22 protein-coding genes and 1 tRNA gene are annotated in these 22,525 nt (G+C 31.9%); 17 read left to right on the top strand and 6 right to left on the bottom strand.

Annotated elements, in window-relative coordinates:
• Positions 1 to 13: 13 nt before the first annotated feature.
• From AXE80_RS02780 to AXE80_RS02840, 13 genes are all read left to right on the top strand, one after another.
• Complete coding sequence (locus AXE80_RS02780) at positions 14 to 2,428, top strand: YfhO family protein (RefSeq protein ID WP_068824377.1); 2,415 nt, start codon at positions 14 to 16, stop codon at positions 2,426 to 2,428.
• A 4-nt stretch (positions 2,429 to 2,432) separates the two neighbouring features.
• Positions 2,433 to 3,632 (top strand): glycosyltransferase family 4 protein, encoded by a 1,200-nt coding sequence (locus AXE80_RS02785; RefSeq protein WP_068824378.1) that lies wholly within the window; start codon positions 2,433 to 2,435, stop codon positions 3,630 to 3,632.
• Positions 3,629 to 4,885: a glycosyltransferase family 4 protein gene (locus tag AXE80_RS02790; RefSeq protein WP_068824379.1), complete on the top strand. Its 1,257-nt coding sequence runs from the start codon at positions 3,629 to 3,631 to the stop codon at positions 4,883 to 4,885. Before AXE80_RS02785 ends, AXE80_RS02790 begins: the two co-directional genes overlap by 4 nt.
• A 14-nt stretch (positions 4,886 to 4,899) precedes the next feature.
• On the top strand, positions 4,900 to 6,024 hold the full coding sequence (wecB, locus tag AXE80_RS02795; protein WP_068824380.1) for a non-hydrolyzing UDP-N-acetylglucosamine 2-epimerase: 1,125 nt from the start codon (positions 4,900 to 4,902) through the stop codon (positions 6,022 to 6,024).
• A 122-nt stretch (positions 6,025 to 6,146) separates the two neighbouring features.
• Positions 6,147 to 7,625, top strand: a complete 1,479-nt coding sequence (locus tag AXE80_RS02800) for an oligosaccharide flippase family protein (protein ID WP_068824381.1) — start codon at positions 6,147 to 6,149, stop codon at positions 7,623 to 7,625.
• A gap of 69 nt (positions 7,626 to 7,694) precedes the next feature.
• The gene (rpsF, locus tag AXE80_RS02805; RefSeq protein ID WP_068824382.1) at positions 7,695 to 8,033 is read left to right on the top strand and encodes a 30S ribosomal protein S6; all 339 of its coding nucleotides are present in this window, start codon (positions 7,695 to 7,697) and stop codon (positions 8,031 to 8,033) included.
• A 2-nt stretch (positions 8,034 to 8,035) separates the two neighbouring features.
• Positions 8,036 to 8,332 (top strand): 30S ribosomal protein S18, encoded by a 297-nt coding sequence (rpsR, locus tag AXE80_RS02810; protein ID WP_068824383.1) that lies wholly within the window; start codon positions 8,036 to 8,038, stop codon positions 8,330 to 8,332.
• Positions 8,333 to 8,346: 14 nt separating this feature from the next.
• Positions 8,347 to 8,793, top strand: coding sequence for a 50S ribosomal protein L9 (gene rplI / locus AXE80_RS02815; protein WP_068824384.1), 447 nt, complete (start codon positions 8,347 to 8,349; stop codon positions 8,791 to 8,793).
• A 137-nt stretch (positions 8,794 to 8,930) separates the two neighbouring features.
• Positions 8,931 to 9,404, top strand: coding sequence for a DUF6495 family protein (locus AXE80_RS02820; protein WP_068824385.1), 474 nt, complete (start codon positions 8,931 to 8,933; stop codon positions 9,402 to 9,404).
• A 6-nt stretch (positions 9,405 to 9,410) separates the two neighbouring features.
• A complete protein-coding gene (locus tag AXE80_RS02825; protein ID WP_068824386.1) occupies positions 9,411 to 10,091 on the top strand; it encodes a TrmH family RNA methyltransferase in 681 nt (226 codons plus the stop codon).
• Between the two features lie 49 nt (positions 10,092 to 10,140).
• On the top strand, positions 10,141 to 10,989 hold the full coding sequence (locus AXE80_RS02830) for a YHYH protein (RefSeq protein WP_237340623.1): 849 nt from the start codon (positions 10,141 to 10,143) through the stop codon (positions 10,987 to 10,989).
• Positions 10,990 to 11,002: 13 nt separating this feature from the next.
• A complete protein-coding gene (locus tag AXE80_RS02835; RefSeq protein WP_206208135.1) occupies positions 11,003 to 11,581 on the top strand; it encodes a toxin-antitoxin system YwqK family antitoxin in 579 nt (192 codons plus the stop codon).
• On the top strand, positions 11,562 to 12,221 hold the full coding sequence (locus tag AXE80_RS02840) for an SCO family protein (RefSeq protein ID WP_068824388.1): 660 nt from the start codon (positions 11,562 to 11,564) through the stop codon (positions 12,219 to 12,221). Before AXE80_RS02835 ends, AXE80_RS02840 begins: the two co-directional genes overlap by 20 nt.
• Before the next feature lie 10 nt (positions 12,222 to 12,231).
• Here AXE80_RS02840 and AXE80_RS02845 read toward each other — a convergent pair whose 3' ends face one another.
• From AXE80_RS02845 to AXE80_RS02870, 6 genes are all read right to left on the bottom strand, one after another.
• Positions 12,232 to 12,528, bottom strand: a complete 297-nt coding sequence (locus AXE80_RS02845) for a DUF3592 domain-containing protein (RefSeq protein WP_068824389.1) — start codon at positions 12,526 to 12,528, stop codon at positions 12,232 to 12,234.
• Positions 12,521 to 13,408, bottom strand: coding sequence for an aldose 1-epimerase family protein (locus tag AXE80_RS02850; RefSeq protein WP_068824390.1), 888 nt, complete (start codon positions 13,406 to 13,408; stop codon positions 12,521 to 12,523). Before AXE80_RS02850 ends, AXE80_RS02845 begins: the two co-directional genes overlap by 8 nt.
• 8 nt (positions 13,409 to 13,416) lie before the next feature.
• Positions 13,417 to 13,845, bottom strand: a complete 429-nt coding sequence (locus AXE80_RS02855; protein ID WP_068824391.1) for a hypothetical protein — start codon at positions 13,843 to 13,845, stop codon at positions 13,417 to 13,419.
• Positions 13,846 to 13,908: 63 nt separating this feature from the next.
• The gene (locus AXE80_RS02860; protein WP_068824392.1) at positions 13,909 to 15,108 is read right to left on the bottom strand and encodes an alanine dehydrogenase; all 1,200 of its coding nucleotides are present in this window, start codon (positions 15,106 to 15,108) and stop codon (positions 13,909 to 13,911) included.
• A gap of 27 nt (positions 15,109 to 15,135) precedes the next feature.
• Complete coding sequence (tsaE, locus tag AXE80_RS02865) at positions 15,136 to 15,540, bottom strand: tRNA (adenosine(37)-N6)-threonylcarbamoyltransferase complex ATPase subunit type 1 TsaE (protein WP_068824393.1); 405 nt, start codon at positions 15,538 to 15,540, stop codon at positions 15,136 to 15,138.
• Positions 15,541 to 15,553: 13 nt separating this feature from the next.
• Positions 15,554 to 15,637 (bottom strand) — tRNA-Leu (locus tag AXE80_RS02870).
• A gap of 836 nt (positions 15,638 to 16,473) precedes the next feature.
• Here AXE80_RS02870 and AXE80_RS02875 point away from each other — a divergent pair.
• From AXE80_RS02875 to AXE80_RS02890, 4 genes are all read left to right on the top strand, one after another.
• The gene (locus tag AXE80_RS02875; protein ID WP_068824394.1) at positions 16,474 to 17,370 is read left to right on the top strand and encodes a sialate O-acetylesterase; all 897 of its coding nucleotides are present in this window, start codon (positions 16,474 to 16,476) and stop codon (positions 17,368 to 17,370) included.
• A 125-nt stretch (positions 17,371 to 17,495) separates the two neighbouring features.
• Complete coding sequence (locus AXE80_RS02880; RefSeq protein WP_169816802.1) at positions 17,496 to 18,314, top strand: sialate O-acetylesterase; 819 nt, start codon at positions 17,496 to 17,498, stop codon at positions 18,312 to 18,314.
• A gap of 300 nt (positions 18,315 to 18,614) precedes the next feature.
• On the top strand, positions 18,615 to 20,129 hold the full coding sequence (locus AXE80_RS02885; protein WP_237340624.1) for a glycoside hydrolase family protein: 1,515 nt from the start codon (positions 18,615 to 18,617) through the stop codon (positions 20,127 to 20,129).
• A 304-nt stretch (positions 20,130 to 20,433) separates the two neighbouring features.
• Complete coding sequence (locus tag AXE80_RS02890) at positions 20,434 to 21,990, top strand: sulfatase family protein (protein ID WP_068824396.1); 1,557 nt, start codon at positions 20,434 to 20,436, stop codon at positions 21,988 to 21,990.
• Positions 21,991 to 22,525: the final 535 nt, after the last annotated feature.

The raw sequence follows: 22,525 nt of genomic DNA on the forward strand, positions 1-22,525 counted from the left end.
AAACAAAACAATTTTGAAAAAAACATTTAATGTAAAACAGGTTGCTGTTTATATAGGTGTAATTATAGCTTTTAGCATAGTTGCCCTTTTTTATTTTAAGCCAGTTTTAAAAGGATATAAAATATTCCAAAGTGATATTGCTCAGTTTAGAGGAATGTCTAAAGAACTTAAAGATTACAGAGAACAAAACGGAAAAGAAGCTTTTTGGACAGATGCTGCTTTCGGAGGAATGCCATCGTACCAATTAAGTACTTATTACCCTAATGATTATATTAAAAAGTTAGATGGTGTGATTCGTTTTTTACCTAGACCTGCAGATTATTTGTTTCTGTATTTTCTAGGATTTTTTGTTTTACTTACTGTTTTAAAATTCGATTGGAAATTAGCCTTAATTGGTTCCTTAGCTTTTGGATTTTCTACTTATTTTATAATTATTCTAGGAGTTGGGCATAATGCAAAAGCTCATGCTATTGGCTATATTCCTTTAGTATTAGCGGGAGTGTTACTACTTTTTCAAAAAAGATTTGTGCTTGGATTTGTATTAACAGCCATTGCAACTTCATTAGAAATGCAAGCTAGCCACCCACAAATGACCTACTATATGTTGTTTATGTTGTTGTTTGTTGGTTTGTTTTTTGTGTTAGAACAGCTTAAAAAAGGGACTATAAAAAGTTTTATAAAACCTATTTCTTTGGTAGTATTAGCTATGGTTATTGGTTTGTTAACCAATGCACAAAGCTTGTTGGCAACCAAAGAATATGCAGCTCACAGTACACGTAGTAAAAGTGAATTAACCGTTACTCCTGATGGAAAACCAAAAGAAGTTACTACTGGTTTGAGTAAAGACTATATTACAGAATACAGTTACGGAATTTTAGAAACTTTTAACTTAATGCTTCCTCGTTTGGTGGGTGGAGCCAATAACGAAGATTTAGGAACAGACTCTAATACTTATCAATTTTTAGCATCAAAAATAGGAGCAGGTCAAGCAGCACAATTTTCTAAAAGCGTACCTACTTATTGGGGGAATCAACCCATTGTAGCAGCACCAGCTTACATTGGAGTGGTGTTTGTTTTCTTGTTTTTTATAGGATGCTTTTTAGTAAAAGGTTGGATTAAAAAAGGTTTAATAGCAGCAACCATATTTTCAATATTATTAAGTTGGGGTAAAAACTTTGGTTTTTTAACCGATTTGTTTATTGATTATATGCCAATGTACAACAAGTTTAGAGCAGTATCTTCTATTCAAGTGATTGCAGAAATTTGTATTCCTTTATTAGGAATGTTGGCTTTAAAAGAGTTGTTTTCTGATACAGTTTCTAAACAAGAAAAAATAGAGTCTGCTAAAATAGCAATCATTATTGTTGTTGGAATTTTAATCATTTTTACATTTTTTGGAGGAATGTTGTTTTCTTTTTCTGGATTAAATGATGGGTATTACAATCAACAAATTCCTGGTTTTTCAGGAGCTTTAAAGGCAGACAGAAAAGCAATTTTATTTGCAGATGGAATTCGCTCTATTGTTTTAGTAGCTTTAACAGTTGGTGTTTTATGGATGCTTGTAAACGCTAAAATTAAAAAGCAATACGGAATTTTAGTATTGGGAGCTATTTTGTTATTTGATACTTTAACTATTGCCAAACGTTATGTAAACGATGATAATTTTTTACCAGCAAACAAAGTAGAAAAACCATTTTCACCATCATCAGCAGATAAACAAATTTTACAAGACAAAGGTCATTATAGGGTAGCCAATTTTAGTGGGAATTTTATGAATGATGGAGCTACCTCGTACTATCACAAATCAATAGGAGGGTACCATGCTGCCAAACCACGTAGATATCAAGAATTGGTAGATTATCAATTGTCTAAAAATAACATGCAAATCATCAACATGTTAAATACCAAATATTTTATTGTGTCATCAGAAGATGGAGCGCCTCAAGCTCAAAAAAATCCTGATGCCAATGGAAATGCTTGGTTTGTAAATAATATTATATCTGTTGATAACGCAGATGATGAAATTTTTGCTTTAACTAACTTTGACTCTAAGAAGGATGTGGTTATCAACACCCAAGACTTTAAAGTACAGCCTACAGAGGTGGATAGTACTGCTACCATTCAATTAATTTCTTATGAACCTAATGAATTGGTGTACGATTATCAATCAGAAAAAGCACAATTGGTAGTGTTTTCAGAAATGTACTATCAGCCAGGATGGAATGCCTATGTAGATGGAGAGTTAACACCACATTATAGAGCAGATTATGTGTTAAGAGCTATGAATGTTCAGGCAGGAAAACATAAAATTGTTTTTAAGTTTGAGCCTAAAGTAATTCAACAAGGTTCTAAGCTAAGTTTGGTGGGGTATGGTTTGTTAATTATAGTGTCTGGAATATTAATATTTACTCTAAGAAAAAAAGACTAGTTTCATGCGTATAGGAATGATTTTAGACAAAACGTTTCCTCCTGATCCAAGGGTTGAAAACGAGGCTTTATATTTAATTGGAAAAGGATTTGAAGTCTATTTGTTTTGTTTAACCTACGATGAAAGTGAAATAGGATTAACAGATTACAAAGGCATTCATGTTGTACGTTATTTAAGCAACGATTTTTTGTATAAAAGTTCTGCTTTAGCCTATACTTTTCCTTATTACAAAACCAAAATGAGCGCTAAAATCAAAGAGTTTATTTTGTTGTATCAAATTCACGTACTTCATGTGCATGATATTCAAATTGTTAGTGCTGCGTATAAGGCTTGTAAGGTTTTTAAAATTCCTTATGTTTTAGATTTGCATGAAAACAGGCCAGAAATCATGAAAGTTTATCCTCACTTAAAAAAAGGAGTAGGAAAATGGGTTATTGATATTGAAAGATGGAGAGCAGCCGAAGAAAAATATGCCAAATTTGCTAAAAGGGTGATTGTAGTTACTCAAGAAGCAAAAGATGAGTTGCTAGAAAGAATTCATATTCCTGCAAAAAAAGTTGAGGTTTTACCTAATACTGTTTTAAAAAAGTTTTATACCGAATACGAATTAGAGGAAAGTATTCATACCAAATTCCAAGATGATTTTGTGTTGTTGTATATAGGTGATACTGCTATCCGTAGAGGATTGTTAACCGCTATAAAAGCAATTCCGGTTTTAAAAGAAACCATTAAAAATATCAAATTGGTTGTGGTTGGTAAAAGTACCGAAGATCCTATTTTACTAGCAGAGGTAGAAAGACTAGGAATTCAAAATTATGTAAGTTTTGAAGGTTGGCAAGATGAAAAGTTATTCCCTTCTTATATTATCTCCTCAGATATTTGTATTTCTCCTTTGCATAGAAACAAACATCACGATACTACTTATGCCAATAAATTGTTTCAGTACTTAAGTTTTAAAAAACCGCTTTTGGTGAGTGGTGCTAGTGCGCAGAAAAAGTTAGTTAAAAAGCAAGGTGTTGGACTTTGTCATAAAGCAAAAGACACTAATGATTTCGCCAATCAGGTATTAAAATTTTATAAAAACCCAACTTTGATGAAAGAGATGGGAGAAGCTGGAGCAATGTTTGTTCACAAAGAATTTCATTGGGCTAAAACAGCTAAAACACTTGGCAAAATATATAAAAAAATAAAAAAGACTAAATGAAAGTTTTAGTCATTACATATTATTGGCCTCCTGCAGGAGGGTCTGGCGTACAACGTTGGTTAAAGTTTGTAAAATATTTACAAGATTTTGGTATAACTCCTGTGGTTTACACGGTAGAAAATCCAGATTATCCAATTGAAGATGCTACATTATGTGATGATGTTCCTAAAGGAATAGAGGTGATTAAACAACCTATTTGGGAGCCTTATCAGTTGATGAATGTTTTTTCTAATCAAAAAAAAGTAAAAACAAGTGCAGGTTTTTTAGGTACCAAAAAAAGTTTGCTTTCTAGGGTTGCAACTTATATACGTGCTAATTATTTTATTCCAGATGCTCGTATGTTTTGGATTCAACCATCAATTACTTTTTTAGAAAAATATTTATCAGAAAATAAGATAGATGCCATTATTTCTACAGGCCCACCTCATAGTACTCATATGATTGGTTTAGGACTTAAAAAGAAATTAGGTATTAAATGGATTGCCGATTTTAGAGATCCTTGGACAGAAATAGATTATTTTCATCAATTGCCTTTAACTCAAAAATCCATCAAAAAGCACGAAAGTTTAGAACAAGAAGTTTTAAAACATGCAGATGAGGTTTTGGTGGTGGGGAATCAAATGAAAAAATCATATGATGTGTTTTCTAAAAATGTACACGTCATCACCAATGGTTTTGATGGCGAATTAAGTCAGCAAAAAGAATTAGACAAAGCATTTACAATTACTCATGTAGGAATGCTTAATGCCGATAGAAATCCTTTGGTTTTGTGGGAAGCATTATCAGTCTTAAAAGGAAAGATAAATTGTAAAATTCAATTTATTGGGAAAGTTGCCCCCGAAGTAAAAGAGAGTATTAAAAAATATAAACTTTTAGATTACGTAACTTTTGTAGATTATTTACCGCATGATGAGGTGAAAAAATATCAACAAAAATCCCAAGTATTATTGTTAGCTGTAAATAATGTGCCAAGTGCTAAAGGAATTGTGACTGGAAAAATATTTGAGTATTTACAGGCGCAAAGACCTATTATAGCCATTGCTCCCACGGATGGAGATTTGGCAATGATATTGTCAAATTCTAAAGCAGGTTTTGTGGTAGATTTTAATGAAGTAAACAAGTTAAAAGAAATACTTGTAGATTTACATGAACAATACTGCTCAAAAGGATTAACAGTAAATTCGGTTGGTGTGGAACAATATCATAGAAAAGCATTAACAGAGCAATTGGCAAACATTATATTAAGGAGTTAAGAACCTGAGGAGTTATGGATGGGAAACCTACAACCGAGAACCAACAACCAGTTATCAAAATAGTTACCATATTAGGAGCAAGACCACAGTTTGTAAAAGCTGCGGTATTGAGTAGAGTGATTGTAGAGCACAATGAAATTGAAGAAGTAATTGTTCATACAGGCCAGCACTACGACAACAATATGAGTATGGTCTTTTTTGAGGAAATGCAAATACCAGTTCCTAAATACAATTTAAATATCAATGGTTTAAGTCATGGTGCCATGACTGGTCAAATGTTAGCTAAAATAGAAGAAGTATTGTTGTTTGAAAAACCAGAAGCTGTGGTGGTTTATGGAGATACTAATTCAACTTTGGCAGGAGCTTTGGCGGCTCAAAAATTAGGAATTAAAGTAGTACATATAGAAGCAGGATTGCGATCTTTTAACATGTCTATGCCAGAGGAGGTAAATAGAATTGTTACCGATAGAATTGCCAATTTATTATTATGTCCAACACAAACGGCTATTGATAATTTAGAAAAAGAAGGATTTAGAAATCACGATATTAAAATTGTGAATTCTGGGGATATTATGAAAGATGCAGTGGAATTCTATGGAGCTTTATCGCAAGAAAAAGCTACGGTTTTAGAAAAGCATCAATTAAAGCAAAATGATTTTGTATTGGCTACTATTCACAGACAAGAAAATACAGATGATATCAACGCATTAAAAGGAATTTTTGAAGGGTTACTAGCAATTCATCAAAATAAAGAGGTTGTGATGCCTTTGCATCCTAGAACAAAATCTATTTTAGAAAAACATCAATTAACTTATCCTATAACTTTTATAGATCCTGTTGGTTATTTTGATATGTTGGCATTGTTGCAAAATTGTGCTTTGGTAATTACGGATAGTGGAGGTTTGCAAAAGGAAGCCTTTTTTAATAAAAAAGCCTGTGTCATAGCTCGTGAAGAAACTGAGTGGGTTGAGTTGGTAAATAACGGATTTGCTAGCTTGGTAGGGAGTGATACACAAAAAATGAAAGAAGCTTATCAATATCATATTTCTAAACAACATGATTTTTCTATGTCATTATATGGAAATCAAGTTGGTCAAGCTATTTATAAGGAAATAAAAAAGTTGATTATTCAAAAATAATTAGGGGTTCTAGCGTAGTCTAGTACAAGTGCATCTCGACTACGCTCGATGACCAATACTTGAAAATCGATGATTGATGAGTGGTGGACAAAAAATCGAAGAACGATAAACGAAACATAAAGATGGGAATTGTTTTAAAAGAATCATATAAAAATACAGTTACCTTGCTTATTGCTATTTTGGTAGGAGCTATCAATACCTTGTTTTTATATGTTTACTTTTTAGATACCGAGTATTACGGTTTGGTAACCTTCCTGTTATCTACAGCGTTTATTTTAAAACCTTTAATGGCTCTAGGAGTAAATTATAGCGTAGTAAAATTTTTCTCATCATTTACCAATAAAGAAGAAATAGATAAGTTTTTAAGTTCAGCCCTTTGGTTTCCTTTGTTGCTTGTAATTCCTTTAGGAGTTATTTGTGCATTTTTTTACGATGCTATTTCAGAGAGTTTGTCTAAGGAAAATCCGTTGGTAAAAAATTATACTTATTTAATTTTTTTGGTAGCTCTGGCAACTGCCTATTTTGAAATATTTTATGCTTGGGCAAGGGTACAGTTAAAATCGGTTTTTGGAAATATATTAAAAGAACTTTTTGTAAGGTTAGCTGCAACAGTTTTGTTGTTTGCTGTTTATTTTAAATGGATCAATAGTCATCAATTTGTATTGTGCTTAACGGCAGCTTATTTTTTACAAATGTTTATCATGATGTGGTTTGCATTAAAATTATACAGACCTCATTTTAGTTTTGGAGTCCCGTCAAATTTTAAAGAGATTGTAAAGTATAGTCTGTATATTATTTTAGCAGGTTCTGCTGCAACTATTTTGTTGGATATAGATAAATTTATGATTCCACAAAAAGAAGCCATAGAACAAGTAGCCTTTTATGCAGTGGCAGTTTATATAGGAACAGTAATTGAAATTCCTGGTAGAGCTATGAGTCAAATCGTTCAACCTTTAACAGCCAAAGCTATTAACGAAAAGAATGATGATGAGGTGTTAGGCTTGTATAGAAAAACAGCAATCACTTTGTTACTTGCTTCGGGATTAATTTTTGTTTTGGTAAACGCTAATTTAGCATCTATTTATGCTTTTTTACCTCAAAAATACACTGGTGGTTTTTGGGTGGTGTTGATGATTTCTACAGCTAAATTGTATCATATGTTTTTAGGGAATAATGGAGCTATTATTTCTAATTCAAAACACTATAAAGTTTTACTTCCCTATGGATTAGGAATGGCTGTTTCGGTCATATTTTTAAACAATTGGTTGATAGATTTTATGGGGATTAATGGTGCAGCTTTAGCAACTTTAATTGTGGTTCTTATTTTTAACACTATTAAATTATGGTATGTAAAAAGTAAGTTTAATATTCAGCCAACTACTATTAAAACATGGATTGCATTGTTTTCTATTTTTCTTTTAACCTATATAGGGGTGATGTTTAATTTTAAGTTTCATCCCATTATTAATATATTGATAGAATCTATTCTTTTAGGAGTAATTTATCTTTTTGTAGTGATTCATTTTCAGTTGTCTACAGATATTACAGCTGTTTATCATCAAATAAAGTTAAAACTGAAAAAGTATTTTTTTTTAGGGTGATGGTTTTTGAGAATGGATATAAAATCATTATATTTGCAGCCGATTTAAATTTAATTAAAAACAATCATTATGAATCATTACGAAACTGTTTTCATTTTGAATCCCGTTTTATCTGACGTTCAGGTAAAGGAAACAGTACAAAAGTTCGAGGACTATTTGGTTTCTAAAGGTGCCGAAATGTTACATAAGGAAGATTGGGGGCTAAAGAAGTTAGCTTACACAATCCAAAAGAAAAAAAGTGGATTTTACCACTTATTTGAGTACAAAGTTGCTGGTGAAGTAATTGCTCCTTTTGAATTAGAATTTAGACGTGACGATAGCGTTATGCGTTACTTAACTGTAAAGTTAGATAAGCACGCTGCTGCATGGGCTGAAAAAAGAAAGTCTAACTTAAAATCTGCGAAGTAATTATGGCAAATATAGATCAACAAGCAAAAGGAGGATCTAAAGGAGATGTAAGATATCTTACTCCATTAGACATCGAAACTAAAAAAGAAGCTAAATACTGTAGATTTAAGAAAAAAGGAATCAAATACATCGACTATAAAGATGCAGATTTCTTAATGTACTTAGTAAACGAGCAAGGTAAAATTTTACCAAGACGTTTAACAGGAACTTCTTTAAAATACCAACGTAAAGTGGCTCAATCTATCAAGAGAGCTCGTCACTTGGCATTAATGCCTTATGTTGGAGATTTATTAAAATAAATAAGTAGACTATCATGCAAGTAATATTAAAACAAGACGTTGAGAACTTAGGGTTCACAGACGATATCGTAGAAGTAAAGAGCGGTTACGGACGTAACTTTTTAATTCCTACAAGAAAAGCTGTTTTAGCAACTGAGTCTGCTAAAAAAGTATTAGCAGAAACTTTAAAGCAACGTGCTTATAAGGAAGCTAAATTAGTTGAGCAAGCTAACGCTACTGCAGAGGCTATCAAGGCATTAGAGATTAAATTGACTTCTAAAGTAGGTCAAGGAACTAAATTATTTGGTTCTATTTCTAACATTGATGTTGCTGAAGCTTTAGAAAAAGCTGGACATTCAATTGAGAAAAAATTCATCAAAATAGCTGGAGGTTCTATCAAAAGAACTGGAAAGTATACTGCTGCAGTTCGTTTACACAGAACTGTAACTGTTGATTTAGAATTTGAAATTATTGCTGAATAATTTATTCAACAATTAAATATATTAAAAAGCTCACTTCCTGTATTGGATAGTGAGTTTTTTTATGAAAAATAGTTTTTGGTATTTTTCTAAGATTTTTACTTTTGATACCTGATACCTGATACCTGATACCTGATAAAATGAAATACATTCAATTAACCAAAGAACAATTAGAAGAATTACACGAAGAGTTTGCTACTTTTTTAGCTTCGCAGCAAATAGATGTAAAAGAATGGAATGATATTAAAGCTAACAAGCCAGAGGTTGCTGATGAGGAAATTAATATTTTTAGCGATTTGGTTTGGGAGGATGTTTTATCTAAAGCTGAGTATATAGAGCATTTTTCTAAATCTAGCATCAATTTGTTTTATTGTACAGAAGGGGTAATTCAGAGAATCATGATTAAATCTAATGATGAAACGGTTGATTTATCTACTCAAGAAGGAATTCAGACTTTATTAAACAATCCTAAGAGCAATCAGTTTGAGTTTTTTAAAGGGGCAAAAAAATATGCTAAGGAAAGAAACTTGGAAATTTTTGATTTGATTTTAAAAGGTGCAAGTATTAACAAAGAAGGAGCTTTGTATCAAAATTTCAAGAAATTTGTAGATTAAGTATTTATGGTAGATCAACAATTAGTATCTTATTTAGAGGAGTTTGTTACTGAAGAGCGCAAAGCGTTGTTCAAACAAGTTCTAGAAAACAGAACAAAACACTTTACTGTGGTGTTAGAAGATTTGTATCAAAAACACAATTGGAGTGCAGTAGTGCGTAGTTGTGATGTTTTTGGAATACAAGATATTTATACCATAGAAAATAAATACAGCGCTTATATTTCTAATGGGGTTGGAAAAGGGGCTCAGAAATGGGTAGATTTTCATAGGTTTAAAACCAGAGAAAACAATACCCAAGATTGTGTTGATGAGTTAAAAGAAAAAGGATATCAAATTATTGTAACTACACCCCACGAAGATTCTTCTTTTGTGTCAGACTTTGATATCACTAAAAAATCAGCCTTTGTTTTTGGAGTAGAAGGAGCGGGAGCTTCAGACTTAATTATGAATAAAGCAGATGGATATTTAAAAATACCTATGTACGGCTTTACAGAAAGTTTAAATGTGTCTGTAGCTGCAGCCATTACTTTGCAAAATACTACAGAGAGGTTACACAAATCTGATATAGATTGGAAACTTACTGATGAACAAAAAGAAGGACTTTATTTAAGTTGGTTAGAAAAATCTATAGGTTCTGTAAAACACATCAAGGAGAGATATTATAAGGAATTAGAAAATAAAAAGTAGGGTTTTTTATAAGTTGATTGTTTTAGGTATATAACTTAAAACAATTAAAATGAACTTACTTTTTAATCCAATAGCATTATTTCTATGTTTTTTCATGGTCGTTTCTTGTAGTAAAGATACGATGACCTCTATTGAAGATGATGAAATAGAAAATGTAGAAGATACAGATAATGAGGATTCAGACAACTCAGATGATTCTTCAGAAGAAGGAACATTACATGCTGCTTTTTCAGATTTTTCTTCGGATATCGATATTGTTTTGATTGATAACAATACAGTTTCTATTGAAACAGATGGTTTGCCAAACCACACTTCTCCTTATTGGTCTCCAACGCATGATTTATATGTGGCGCCAACAGTAGCTACAGAATCTCGTATGTCTCCAGGATATATTGATGATTTTGAAGGGACTTATGCTTTACAAGTATCTACCCATCCACAAAAAGCTGCACAAACTACTGCTACTTCTTTAGGAGCCATTGGTATTTCTGTTAGTGGAGGTGTAATTTACAATCAAAACGAGGCAGGAAATATTCAGATTACCCAAAATGTAGCATCAGGTTTAGATTATTCAGGTGCTCATACAGGACCTACAAGTTATCATTATCATTTTGAACCTACTGCATTTTCTGATGATGATGCTAATTTGGTTGGAATTATTGCTGATGGTTTTTTCTTATACGGGCGTAAATGTACTTCAACCGGAACTTATCCAACAGATTTAGATGCTTCTAATGGACATAGCTCGACCACTGTTCATAATACAGAAGGAGAATATCATTATCACATAGGTAATACTACTATTTACAATAAATATTACGTGAATTTTACTGGAGATTATCAAGGAACTCCTTATTCTATTTCGGGTGGAAATGCTGGAGGTGGGCAAAGACCTTAATATTGATAAGATGATGAAATATTTTAAAATCTTATTATTTATTTTAAGCTGTATAGCTTGTAAACCCTCAAACCAAAAAAAAGATGGGGTAAAGTTTAGTACTGTTAGTTACGATAGTTTAGTAAAGAATACTACAAATGGCTTAATGATGTATAATGGTACATTATTTACAGGTGTGGCAAAATTGTATGCTGATGATAGTAGAAGTTTAAAATATTTTGTGACTTATCAAGCTGGATTAAAGAACGGTACTTGTAAGCGATGGTATGACAATGGAAATATAAATTACGAAACCCAATATATAAAAGGACGTAAACAAGGCTTGACTAAAATTTGGTATAAAAACGGGCAATTGCAAAGTGAATCAACTTATTACAAGGGAGTTTTACATGGTAAAGAACAAGTTTGGTATCCAACTGGTGAATTACAAAAAGAAAGAAACCTTGTGTATGGTCAGGAGCAGGGGATGCAAAAGGCTTGGCGAAAAAATGGAAAGTTATATGCTAATTACGAAGCCGTTAATGGAAGAATTTTTGGGTTATTAGGTGCTAATATGTGTTATGAGGTAGAAAATGAAAAAGTTAAAAAATAGTATAATTATTCTTGTTGGCTTGTTGCTTTTAGGAGCTTGTCAATCCAAAAAACAAACAGGGAGTAGGGTAAATAAATTACCGTATTATAAAGAAGCTAGTTTTACTCCTTATTGGAATTTATCAGAAAGTGAATTAAAAACATTTCATACAATTTCAGATTTTAATTTGATAGATCAATCAGGTCAAAAAATATCAAATAAAACATTTGATGATAAAATTTATGTGGTAAACTTTTTCTTTACCACTTGTCCGGGAATTTGTCCTAAAATGACTAGTAATTTATCAATGGTACAAAAGGCTTATTTAAAAGATAAAGAGGTGTTAATTTTATCTCATTCTGTTACTCCATCTATAGATTCTGTTGAGGTTTTAAAACATTATGCAGAAGTTAATGATATACAACAAAACAAATGGTTTTTAGCTACAGGAAGCAGAAAAGAAATTTATGATTTAGGAAGAAACTCTTATTTTATTGAAGAAGATATGGGAGAGGAATTAAAGGAAGATGATTTTTTACACACAGAAAACTTTGTGTTAATAGATAAAAACAAACATATAAGGGGAATCTATAACGGACTTAATAAAACTGCTACGCAACAATTAATTATTGACATTAAAACATTAAAAGAGGCCCATTAAGAGCCTCTTTCTATTTAAATTTTAGGATTGCATTTTTAGGATTGTCTATATCGTAATAAACGGTATAAGTACTATCGAGTACTTTATTTTTTAAATGCATAGGAACTTCTTGTTTTTTGTGATATTCAACGCTATCAACAGTATAGGTAAATTCACAATAAGGTAATTTACCTCGTTGAAATTCTCTAAGAACTTTTCCATTTGTTGTTTCAGCATCATTTAAAACTTTTTCTTTATAGTTAAGTTTAATAACAAAAGCTAAAACAACAACAGCGACTATGATAAATGGAAAAATCAATTTATTCATTTTCAAAATTTATCAATATGGTGTATTCACAATCAAAGGATTCTTGAGGCTTTAACTTTATAATTCCTTCTTTTTCAGTAAGTTCCTGGTTGTGATCTACATTATCTGCAATTCCATGCCAAGGTTCAATACAAATAAAAGGAGATTCTTGATTTTTAGACCAAATACCTAAAAAAGGAAAGTTTTTAAACTCAACACTCATATAAGTATTCCCTGTTGGTTCGTGAATAAAAGAAACTTGAGAGAATGGGTTAGGATTAAATACGATGGCATCCTTATCAAAAACATCTTTTGGTAATTCTAAAACACCACCTTGTTTAAATACTTTGTGTGTTTGGTTTCCAATTAAACCACCTTCAATCAGTCTTGCTTCTGGTGTTTCATCATTGTCAAACATCAAAATATATTCTTCTCTTGTTTGATGTTTTTCAAAAGGACAATTAAATGCAGGATGGCCACCTACTGAAAAATATAAATCTTCTGTTGATGGATTTTCTACTCCATAAGCAGTTGAAAGTCCTGAATTAGAAAGCGTATAGGTGATGTTAAAAACAAAATTAAAAGGATATACTTTTTGAGTTTCGTCATCAGCAATCAACTGGAAAGTAATGCTATTTTCAGTCTGTTTAACAACCGTAAATTCTTTGTCTCTTGCAAAACCATGCTGACCTAGGGAATAGCTCTCGTTTTTGTATTGGTAAGTGTTATTTTTTAAAGCCCCTACAAAAGGAAATAAAACAGGAGTATGACGGTTCCAATGTTTTGGATCTCCTTGCCAAATGTATTCTATTTCGTTTTGTTTTAAGCTAATTAACTCTGCTCCTTGAGATTTAAAAGTAGCTTGTAAGAATTTGTTTTGTAAGGTGTATGTTGTTGTCATCTTAGGAATTAATTTACTTTAATATCTGTTATAGTAGCAGTGTATTCACATCTTTCAATAATAAAAGAAAAGTCATTTCTAATTACTTTATCATTTATTTTTTTACCTATGGTAGCATCAATCCAATAATCAGGACAAGGTTTTTGGTGTACATGACTTTTATCTCTGTTCCAATCACCTTTGTGTAGTACGTATTGAATATCTAAAGAATCCAAATGGTATTGCTTTAGAACTTCTTTAGCTTTGTCGGATATTTTTAAAGTATCTTTTAGTCTAATTTGACTTAAAACCCTAGCGGTAGGACCGTAGTTAAAAGTGGTTCCTTTTTGTTTATTGATGTAGGTTACAGCGACTACACCAAGGGCTAGTCCACCAAAATAGTATCCAAATCTTCTTAATAATTTGGCATCAATTTTACTTAGTAATTCTTTAAACATTGATTGTAGTTTTCTTGGGTCAAAAGTAAAGAAGTAGTTTGTATTAAGCGGTCTGTTTACAGATTAAAAAATCAATAAATTGATATCTGTAAAAGGAAAATCAAACCAATCACCTACAGCTTTATTGGTTAAAATTCCTTTATACATGTACATTCCACTTCTAATGATATTATCATATTTAACAGCGCTTTCAAAACCACCTTCTTCTCCAATATTTAGGAGGTAAGGGGTGATGATATTACTAATAGATATTGTAGCGGTTTTTGCGTATCTGGATGGAATATTAGGCACACAGTAGTGAATAATTCCATGTTTTTTAAAAGTAGGATTGCTATGCGTGGTTAACTCTGAAGTTTCTATACAACCACCTCTATCAATACTAACATCAATAATTACGGCACCTTCTTTCATAATAGAAACAAGGTCTTCGGATACAACAATAGGAGCTCTGGTTTTTCCTTTAATGGCTCCAATTACAACATCGGCTCTCATTAAAGCTTTTTCTAAAGCTTTGTGATGGATGGTAGAAGTGTAAATAGGAATATGTAAATCTTGTTGTAGTTGTCTAAGTTTGGTAATTGAATTGTCAAAAACTTTAATGCTGGCTCCAAGTCCTTTGGCAGATTTTGCGGCAAATAAACCAACGGTACCTGCTCCTAAAATAACAACCTCACATGGAGGAACACCACTAATGTTTCCTAGTAATCTACCAGATCCGCCATTTTCTGCATTCATCAATTCAGAAGCGATAAGGATAGAAGCAGTTCCTGCAATTTCACTTAAAGATTTAACGATAGGAAAACTATTGTGTTCATCTTTAATAAAATCAAAAGCAATGGCGGTAATGCGCTTGTTAGCCAAAGCTTTAAAATAATCTGCGGATTGTGTTTTAAGTTGTAATGATGAAACTAAAAAAGCTTGTGGCCTCATCAAGTTAATTTCTTCTATAGAAGGGGGAGAAACTTTTAAAATTAAGTAACATTCAAAAACTTCTTTAGCACTGTAAGCAATTTTTGCTCCCGATTCAGAATATTCAGCGTCAGAAAAGTTAGAGGCTATTCCTGCTCCAGTTTCAATTACAATTTTATGACCTTGTAAAGTCATGGCAGCAACAGCATCGGGAGTTAAGCAAACACGTTTTTCTTCGTGACAAGTTTCTTTGGGTATTCCTATAAGAAAATCTCCTTTTTTAGATGGAATTACTAGTCGTTCTTCTTGAACATGAAACTCAAATTTTCCAAATGCAGCCATACGTTTCCCCATATTATAAGATTCAAATACAGGTAAAGGTTACTTTAAGATAAGAGTTCTACTGTTGTCTTGGTTAGTGTTTATTGTAACTACCTGTGCATCTAAAGGTAATAAATTTTCTACATTCTCGGGCCATTCAATAAACGCCCAATGATTGTTGTATAAGTATTCTTCAATTCCAATATCATAAGCTTCATTTTCGTCTTCAATACGATAAAAATCAAAATGATATAAAACTTCATTACTATTGGTTTCGTATTCATTTACCAAAGCAAAGGTTGGAGAAGAACTAATGTTACATCCTAATTCTTTTGCAATTTCTTTAATAAGGGTTGTTTTACCTGTTCCCATAGAAGCATAAAACAAAATAGTTTTGCTTTTGGTATTAGCAATAATGGTTTTTGCTACCGCTGGTAATTCGTTTAGGTTGTAGGTAATTTCCATGTTTATTTCTTAGTGCACCCAACTGGACTCGAACCAGCACGTCCATAAGGACACTACCCCCTCAAGGTAGCACGTCTACCAATTCCGCCATAGGTGCTTGGTCGTAAAAAAATAAATTTTAACTGAACGCAAATATATATAAATAGAAATTTTATTTAGGAGTATTTTATAGCTAGATTTTTGGGTGTTTATTTTTGTTAAAAAGGCTTGTTAAGAAATTAAGCTATTTCTAAGATTCTGAATTATACTAATTTTATAGAGATTATTGTTAGGTTGATAGTATAGTAACGAGAATAGATGGTGATTTTTGGATATTACAAGGGAGAACTAGAATATTTTTATTTCCATGGCCAGTATCTTAATCAATAAATTGCAAAAATAATTTTAGAACTTCAAATAAAGGTAACCTTCTAGCTAAAATTGTCCTTTCAAAAATTAAATAACTATCTAAAAGGGGTTCCTTATATCGGAAATCAGTATGTTGAATAATATTAAACTTGTTGATAATTAGATTCTTGAATCTTTATTTACTTAGGTGTACATTATATAAATTTTAGGGCACATCAACTTTGGTGTAAAGTTGCTAATTTACTTTTCTATTTTCTGAACGGAATTTTAGAAAATTTCTCTAATGCAAAAATCTATAGATATAATTACACTAGTCTTGATCTTGTGCTCATACTAGCTATGGGTACATCAATATTTTAATGAATATCCAAATCCAGTAGATTTGTTGCGGATGGTTAAAATAATAGATAAAAGTAAAGTTGGGATATATTCCAGCTAGATAGTTTTAGTAAAAAAATATGGAGTAAAAACCGAAAGTTGAAATTCCGATTTATGGACTTTCAAGTGATATGTGTTTTATGAAGATAGAATTTGAAAAGAAGATTAAAGTAAAAAGTTATCATTAATAATTTAAAATAGAATTTTATGAAGTGCAATTTTTTTACGTTTTTTAGTATTGCGTTATTAACATTTAGTACCATAAGTTGCAGAACGCAATCTAAGATAAATTCCAAAGAAGAAGTTCATATTGTGCTATTGGGAGGTCAATCAAATATGTCTGGCGTAGGGCATTTTAAAAGCCTAGATGAAGAAACAATTTCACGTATTAATGCTCTTTCTAATCGTGTTATGTTAAGTGATACGCAACTCAAAAAATTAATACCACTTTCAGAACTTAAAAATCAAATTTGGGGAAAGGACAGAAGGTCAAAGAATTTTGGACCTGAATTGTTTTTAGGTTTAACCTTAGCGGAAAAACATCCAAAGCAAAAGTACTTATTCATTAAAACAGCTCATGGTGGAACGGCATTGTATGGGGCGTGGAATCCCAATTGGTCTCTTGAACAGTCTCAAGCTATTGAAAGAGGGGAGTATAAGCAAGGTTTAAAGTTATACAAAATACATATCAACCAAATTAAAGCGCAACTAGCAAGATTGGTATCAGAAGGCAAAACCTATAAAATATTGGGCATGGTATGGATGCAGGGCGAAAATGACGGTGCGCTAGATGTTAGCGCCAAAAATTATGGTAAAAACTTAAAAGAGTTATTAGCAAGTTACCGTAGGGATTTGAATTTGCCTAATCTTCCTTTTGTTGCGGGACAAACAAATTCGCATTACGGTGTTAAAGGAGGTTCTGATATGGTAAGACAGGGGTTTTTGGATTTTGAAAAGTCTGAAGATCATGTTGCTGTAATTAAAACCCTAAGAGATAGTCCGTATACCGATTTTCCAAAGCACTCTGACAATGTGCATTACAATGCAGAAGGTCAAAAAAGATTTGGAATCGCCTTTGCAAAAGCACTAATGACTTTAAACTAATATTATAAAAAAAATCAAAACTAATATTTTATACTATAAAAATTATGAAAAAGATATTATCAACTTTAGCATGTTTCATTTTAACATTTAGTATGCTTGATTGTAGAGCGCAATCTAAAGTGGATTTGAAAAAAGACGTTTATGTTGTTTTACTGGGAGGGCAATCTAATATGGTTGGTTTTGGGAATTACGATCAGTTAGATGACAGAACAAAAGCGCGTATTGAAGCAATTTCAAATCGTGTAGCATTAAGTCATTATAAAGGAGATAAAGCATCGCCACTGTCTTATACTAAAATTAAGTTGCATGAGAAATATAATCTCACAAAGCGTTTTGGACCTGAATTGTTTTTAGGACTAACACTAGCAGAAAACAATCCAAATCAGGAATTTTTATTAATTAAAACCGCTCAAGGAGGAACAGCTTTATATGGTGCATGGAACCCAAATTGGTCCGCAAAACAAGCAAAGGAAATAGAAAGAGGAGAGCAAAAGCAGAACATGAAATTATACGAAAACCATATAAACCAAATTAAAGCACAATTGGCCAGATTAAAAGCTGAAGGTAAATCGTATAAAATCATTGGAATGGCTTGGATGCAAGGCGAAAACGATGCGAAATTTGAAGCAAGTGCTAGTAATTATGGTAAAAATTTAGGCGTATTGCTTTCAAGTTATCGTAAGGAGTTTAACATACCAAATATGCCATTTGTTGCTGGTCAAACAAACTCACATTATGGTATGAAAGGGGGATCGGATATGGTTAGACAAGGGTTTTTAGACTTTGAAAAATCAGAGGATAATGTTGTAGTAATTAAAACCGTACGAGATAGTCCATATACTGATTTTCCAAAGCATCCAGATAACGTTCACTACAATACAGAGGGACAGAAAAATTTAGGAACTGCTTTTGGAAACGCATTGATTCAATTAAATTCAAAATAAAGTTTATTTTAAATAAGTACAAGGTGGCGGTCTGATATAGAAATGTTGTTTGAGAGCTAATACTTTCATTACTATAAAACTGATTAATTTTGATTGGAATGATTATAATTAAATAAGCAAAAAATGAAAAGCCCTATTTGTTGTGTTACCACTTTATTTTTATGTATTCTATATATTCAAGTCAGCGCACAAAAACATGAAAAACAAGTTGTTGAGCGAGAAAGACCTTCAGAATGGAACAATTTAGTCCTCGGTGGACGTTTTATGGACAGATTTATGCTTATGCCAAATTTAGGAGGCATGACATCCAATACATGGGGCGCAAAAAATGTCATTCCTCGTGATATTAATAATGGTATAGAAGCCCCAAATTGGTCTTATTGGGGTGGAAATACCAAATTAGACAGAGATGGGAAATACCATGCAATAGTTTGTAGGTGGCCAGAAAATGCAGAAAAAGGTCATTTTGAATGGTCGAAATCTACATTAGTACATGCTGTTTCTGATAATTCTTATGGTCCTTATCAAGTAAAAGAAAGTAGAGGTTTGGGTAAAGGGCACAACCCAGAATGGTATATCGCAAAAAATGGAAAATATGTAGTATATGTTATTGGTGCCCGCTATATATCCGATAGTATTAATGGCGTTTGGATCAAATCTAAATACACATTTGATGATAGAGACCGTAAAAACACCAAACAGCATAATTACATGCATAATTGTACGTTTACGCAAAGAGAAGATGGTAGTTTTTTAATGATTAACAGACATGGGCAATCTTGGTTTAGTAAAGATGGGATTTCAACATTTTATCGCGTTTCAGAAACAAATAATTACCCAAAAGTAGAAGGCAAATTTGAAGATCCATTTGTATGGCGAGACCACGTGCAATACAACATGATTGTTAACGATTGGTTGGGCAGGATGGCTTGGTACTTGCGCTCTAAAGACGGTGTAAATTGGATCGTAGATCCTGGAGAAGCTTATGCGCCAGGGCACATTTCAAAACATGAAAATGGTGTAAATGAAGATTGGTTTAAATACGAACGTGTTAAACTGAATCAAGATAACTATGGAAGAGCGTATCAAGCAAATTTTGCGGTTATCGATACTTTGAAACATTCAGATTTAGGGAACGATAATCACAGTTCTAAATGGATTGCCGTACCGCTCAACAAGGGTCTTCTCATAAAAGTTGAAAACAAAAAAAATATCAATGCAGATACCAAAGAAATCAGGGTTAGAATTCTTGCTGAGGATGATTTTAATCCACAAAAAGATATAGATATCAATTCTTTAAGATTTGGTGCTTCAGAAGAAGTCAATTTTGGTAGAGGTAGTAAAGTGCTAAAAACTGAAAATTCTGGTAAAGATGTCATAGTGACTTTTAACGGCAAAGGCAACGGGTTTACTAAAACTAATTTTGCTGGTAAATTATTGGGTAAATCAATCAATGGCAAATTGATATATGGCTATTCTAGATTGCCAAAAGTAGATTATGAAGTTCCTATTTTATCTTCTAGATTACCAAAATTTATTCAAACAGAAAATAGAACAACTATTGAAGTTGATGTTGAAAACTTCGGACAAGTCGCTTCAAAAAAATCATGTTTAAAAGTTATTCTCGTAAACAATTCAGAAAAGGAAGAAATTTTAGCATCATCTAAAATACCATCTATTGAACCTTTTGAAAAAAATAAAATAAAATTAACCTCGGTTAAAAAGTTCAAAAAAGGAGAAACAGCTATTATTAAAACTCTAATAGAGCAGAAAGACATGACCCCCGTTATATTTAAAAAGACTATCGTCTTTTAATCATAGTCAATTTTGAAATAGAAAACAGGACACCTAAATAAGTTTAACTTTTAATAAGAACATAGATGAGATTTATATCATAATATCTATTGCTCACTTTTTTATCAGTACTAGTTTTTAGTATATGAAGCTTCTGGAACAACACTATATGGGGTACTAAGAATGTGAAATTTCATGAATTGGAAAATAACAGCACCCATATTTTAAAATAAATGAAAAGGAAGATGATAAAAAAATGATGGTCAATTAGATGCTATTTTAAAGTAGTAATATCCCTTAAATAATATACAGTTTTATAACGATAATGATAAGTTTTAAAAAGAGTTCAAGTTTAAAAATCAGTACTATTGTAATCAGTACACTTTTCTATACAGCATGCTATGCTCAGAATATTTCTGAAAAAGCTGTCGAAAAACCAAACATCATATATATTCTTGCAGATGACTTAGGAATTGGAGATGTTCAAGTTTTTAATAAAAATGGAAAGATTAAAACCCCTAATTTAGATCAATTAGCTCTCGAAGGTATGCGCTTTACAGATGCACATACATCTTCATCTGTGTGCACACCTACTCGATATGGTATCATGACAGGTCGCTATAATTGGAGAACCACACTAAAGAAAGGTGTTTTAAATGGCACATCTAAAGCACTTATTCCAAAAAATAGAACTACGGTAGCTTCATTATTAAAAAAGCAAGGTTATGATACCGCTTTTATTGGAAAGTGGCATTTGGGATGGGACTGGGCAGAAAAGCCAAATGTTAAAGGAAAAGATAGTTATGATTTTTCCAAACCTGTTTCGCATACGCCAAACGATTTAGGTTTTGATTATGCATACGGTATTTGTGGGTCTTTAGATATGGCGCCATATATTTATGTAGAAAATAGTAAGCCAACCGCAAAATCAGAAACCATTGCTAATGGTAACAAGGGTTACGGGTTTTGGAGAAAAGGGCCAGTAGCCGATGATTTCGAACATGAACAAGTATTGCCAAACTTTATCAATAGATCAGTAAAATATATTGAAAGTAAAAAAAATAGCAAAAAGCCTTTTTTTTTATATGTTCCATTGCCTTCTCCACATACACCAATATTGCCGACCAAGGAATTTCAAGGCAAGTCTGGATTAAATCCTTACGGTGATTTTGTGATGATGGTTGATGCCTATGTTGGTAAAATATTTGATATCGTAAAAGCACAAGGAATGGAAAATAACACATTAATCATTTTTACTAGTGATAATGGAACTTCGGGAAAAGCTAATTTTAAAGCCTTAAAAGATAAAGGCCATGATCCAAGTGCAGGCTATAGAGGTTTGAAAGCAACTATTTTTGAGGGAGGGCATCGTGTACCTTTCATAGCAAAATGGACAGGCGTTATAAAACCAAATACTATTTCTAATCAAACCATTTGTACTACTGATTTTATGGCTACTTGTGCAGATATTGTAAATTATAAGTTACAAAATAATGAAGGAGAAGATAGTTTTAGCATGTTACCAATTCTCAAAAATGAAATTATACATGGCGATTTTAGAGAAGCAACTGTGCATCATTCAAGTGGTGGGTTTTTCTCTATAAGAAAAGGCCCTTGGAAATTAATATTTTGCAAAGACGATGGTGGTTATAAAGAACTAAAAAATAGTTCAGAAATAAAGGGACTAGAGTATCAATTGTATAATTTAGAGAATGACCCTTCAGAAAAAAATAATTTATATACCGAAAATGTTATTAAATATAAAGAGTTAAAAAACTTATTGAAAAAATACATAAAGGAAGGGAGAAGTACACCAGGAAAAGTTCAACAAAATGATATTATAGATTTCGAGTGGACACAAATTAATTCTATCATGCAATGATTTTAAAAAAAACTAAAATCAAAATTAAAGAAATCAATGTTTAAAAGTTATTTTGTGATTTTTCAAGGTTATGCTAAAGGGAAGTGTCCTGGAAATAAAGTACACCTGGAGGCCATCCAGAACTTATGGAAAAAAGACCTCAGTTTAAGAATGTCAAATTAAATTAAGTGAATAATCAGTATAAAAATTAAACACAGTCTCTCATAAATAAAAAGCCGAAGATTGTCTGTTTTTTGTACGTGATAAAATAGTTTTATAGATGGTGTTGTATAATTAAAATATGTTGTCTAGTGGTTTGCATATTTTCTAATACTTATAAAAACAAGGACTATTTTAGTTATACAGTATGTACTACGAGGCACATTAATTACACACAGAGGCACATTGGCAAGATGTATAATATGCAAATTTGACGGTCTAGTTCTTTTTATTTAGGGTGTAATTATATTAAAGTAGTAATTAAAAAAAAGATGTGTAGATGGAATGTTTTTGATAATCAATATAGTATGTTAAGTAGTCTTAAGCTAAGGTTTTA

This window comes from Wenyingzhuangia fucanilytica, assembly GCF_001697185.1.
Classification (GTDB): domain Bacteria; phylum Bacteroidota; class Bacteroidia; order Flavobacteriales; family Flavobacteriaceae; genus Wenyingzhuangia; species Wenyingzhuangia fucanilytica.

Coding starts and splice junctions, on each gene's coding strand:
- AXE80_RS02790 (WP_068824379.1), top strand. CDS start 3,629: ATGAAAGTTTTAGTCATTACATATTATTGGCCTCCTGCAGGAGGGTCT.
- AXE80_RS02850 (WP_068824390.1), bottom strand. CDS start 13,408: ATGACAACAACATACACCTTACAAAACAAATTCTTACAAGCTACTTTT.
- AXE80_RS02855 (WP_068824391.1), bottom strand. CDS start 13,845: ATGTTTAAAGAATTACTAAGTAAAATTGATGCCAAATTATTAAGAAGA.
- AXE80_RS02820 (WP_068824385.1), top strand. CDS start 8,931: ATGAAATACATTCAATTAACCAAAGAACAATTAGAAGAATTACACGAA.
- AXE80_RS02845 (WP_068824389.1), bottom strand. CDS start 12,528: ATGAATAAATTGATTTTTCCATTTATCATAGTCGCTGTTGTTGTTTTA.
- AXE80_RS02835 (WP_206208135.1), top strand. CDS start 11,003: ATGAAATATTTTAAAATCTTATTATTTATTTTAAGCTGTATAGCTTGT.
- AXE80_RS02860 (WP_068824392.1), bottom strand. CDS start 15,108: ATGGGGAAACGTATGGCTGCATTTGGAAAATTTGAGTTTCATGTTCAA.
- wecB (WP_068824380.1), top strand. CDS start 4,900: ATGGATGGGAAACCTACAACCGAGAACCAACAACCAGTTATCAAAATA.
- AXE80_RS02825 (WP_068824386.1), top strand. CDS start 9,411: ATGGTAGATCAACAATTAGTATCTTATTTAGAGGAGTTTGTTACTGAA.
- AXE80_RS02785 (WP_068824378.1), top strand. CDS start 2,433: ATGCGTATAGGAATGATTTTAGACAAAACGTTTCCTCCTGATCCAAGG.
- rpsR (WP_068824383.1), top strand. CDS start 8,036: ATGGCAAATATAGATCAACAAGCAAAAGGAGGATCTAAAGGAGATGTA.
- AXE80_RS02840 (WP_068824388.1), top strand. CDS start 11,562: ATGAAAAAGTTAAAAAATAGTATAATTATTCTTGTTGGCTTGTTGCTT.
- AXE80_RS02830 (WP_237340623.1), top strand. CDS start 10,141: ATGAACTTACTTTTTAATCCAATAGCATTATTTCTATGTTTTTTCATG.
- AXE80_RS02885 (WP_237340624.1), top strand. CDS start 18,615: ATGACATCCAATACATGGGGCGCAAAAAATGTCATTCCTCGTGATATT.
- tsaE (WP_068824393.1), bottom strand. CDS start 15,540: ATGGAAATTACCTACAACCTAAACGAATTACCAGCGGTAGCAAAAACC.
- rpsF (WP_068824382.1), top strand. CDS start 7,695: ATGAATCATTACGAAACTGTTTTCATTTTGAATCCCGTTTTATCTGAC.
- AXE80_RS02890 (WP_068824396.1), top strand. CDS start 20,434: ATGATAAGTTTTAAAAAGAGTTCAAGTTTAAAAATCAGTACTATTGTA.
- AXE80_RS02800 (WP_068824381.1), top strand. CDS start 6,147: ATGGGAATTGTTTTAAAAGAATCATATAAAAATACAGTTACCTTGCTT.
- rplI (WP_068824384.1), top strand. CDS start 8,347: ATGCAAGTAATATTAAAACAAGACGTTGAGAACTTAGGGTTCACAGAC.
- AXE80_RS02875 (WP_068824394.1), top strand. CDS start 16,474: ATGAAGTGCAATTTTTTTACGTTTTTTAGTATTGCGTTATTAACATTT.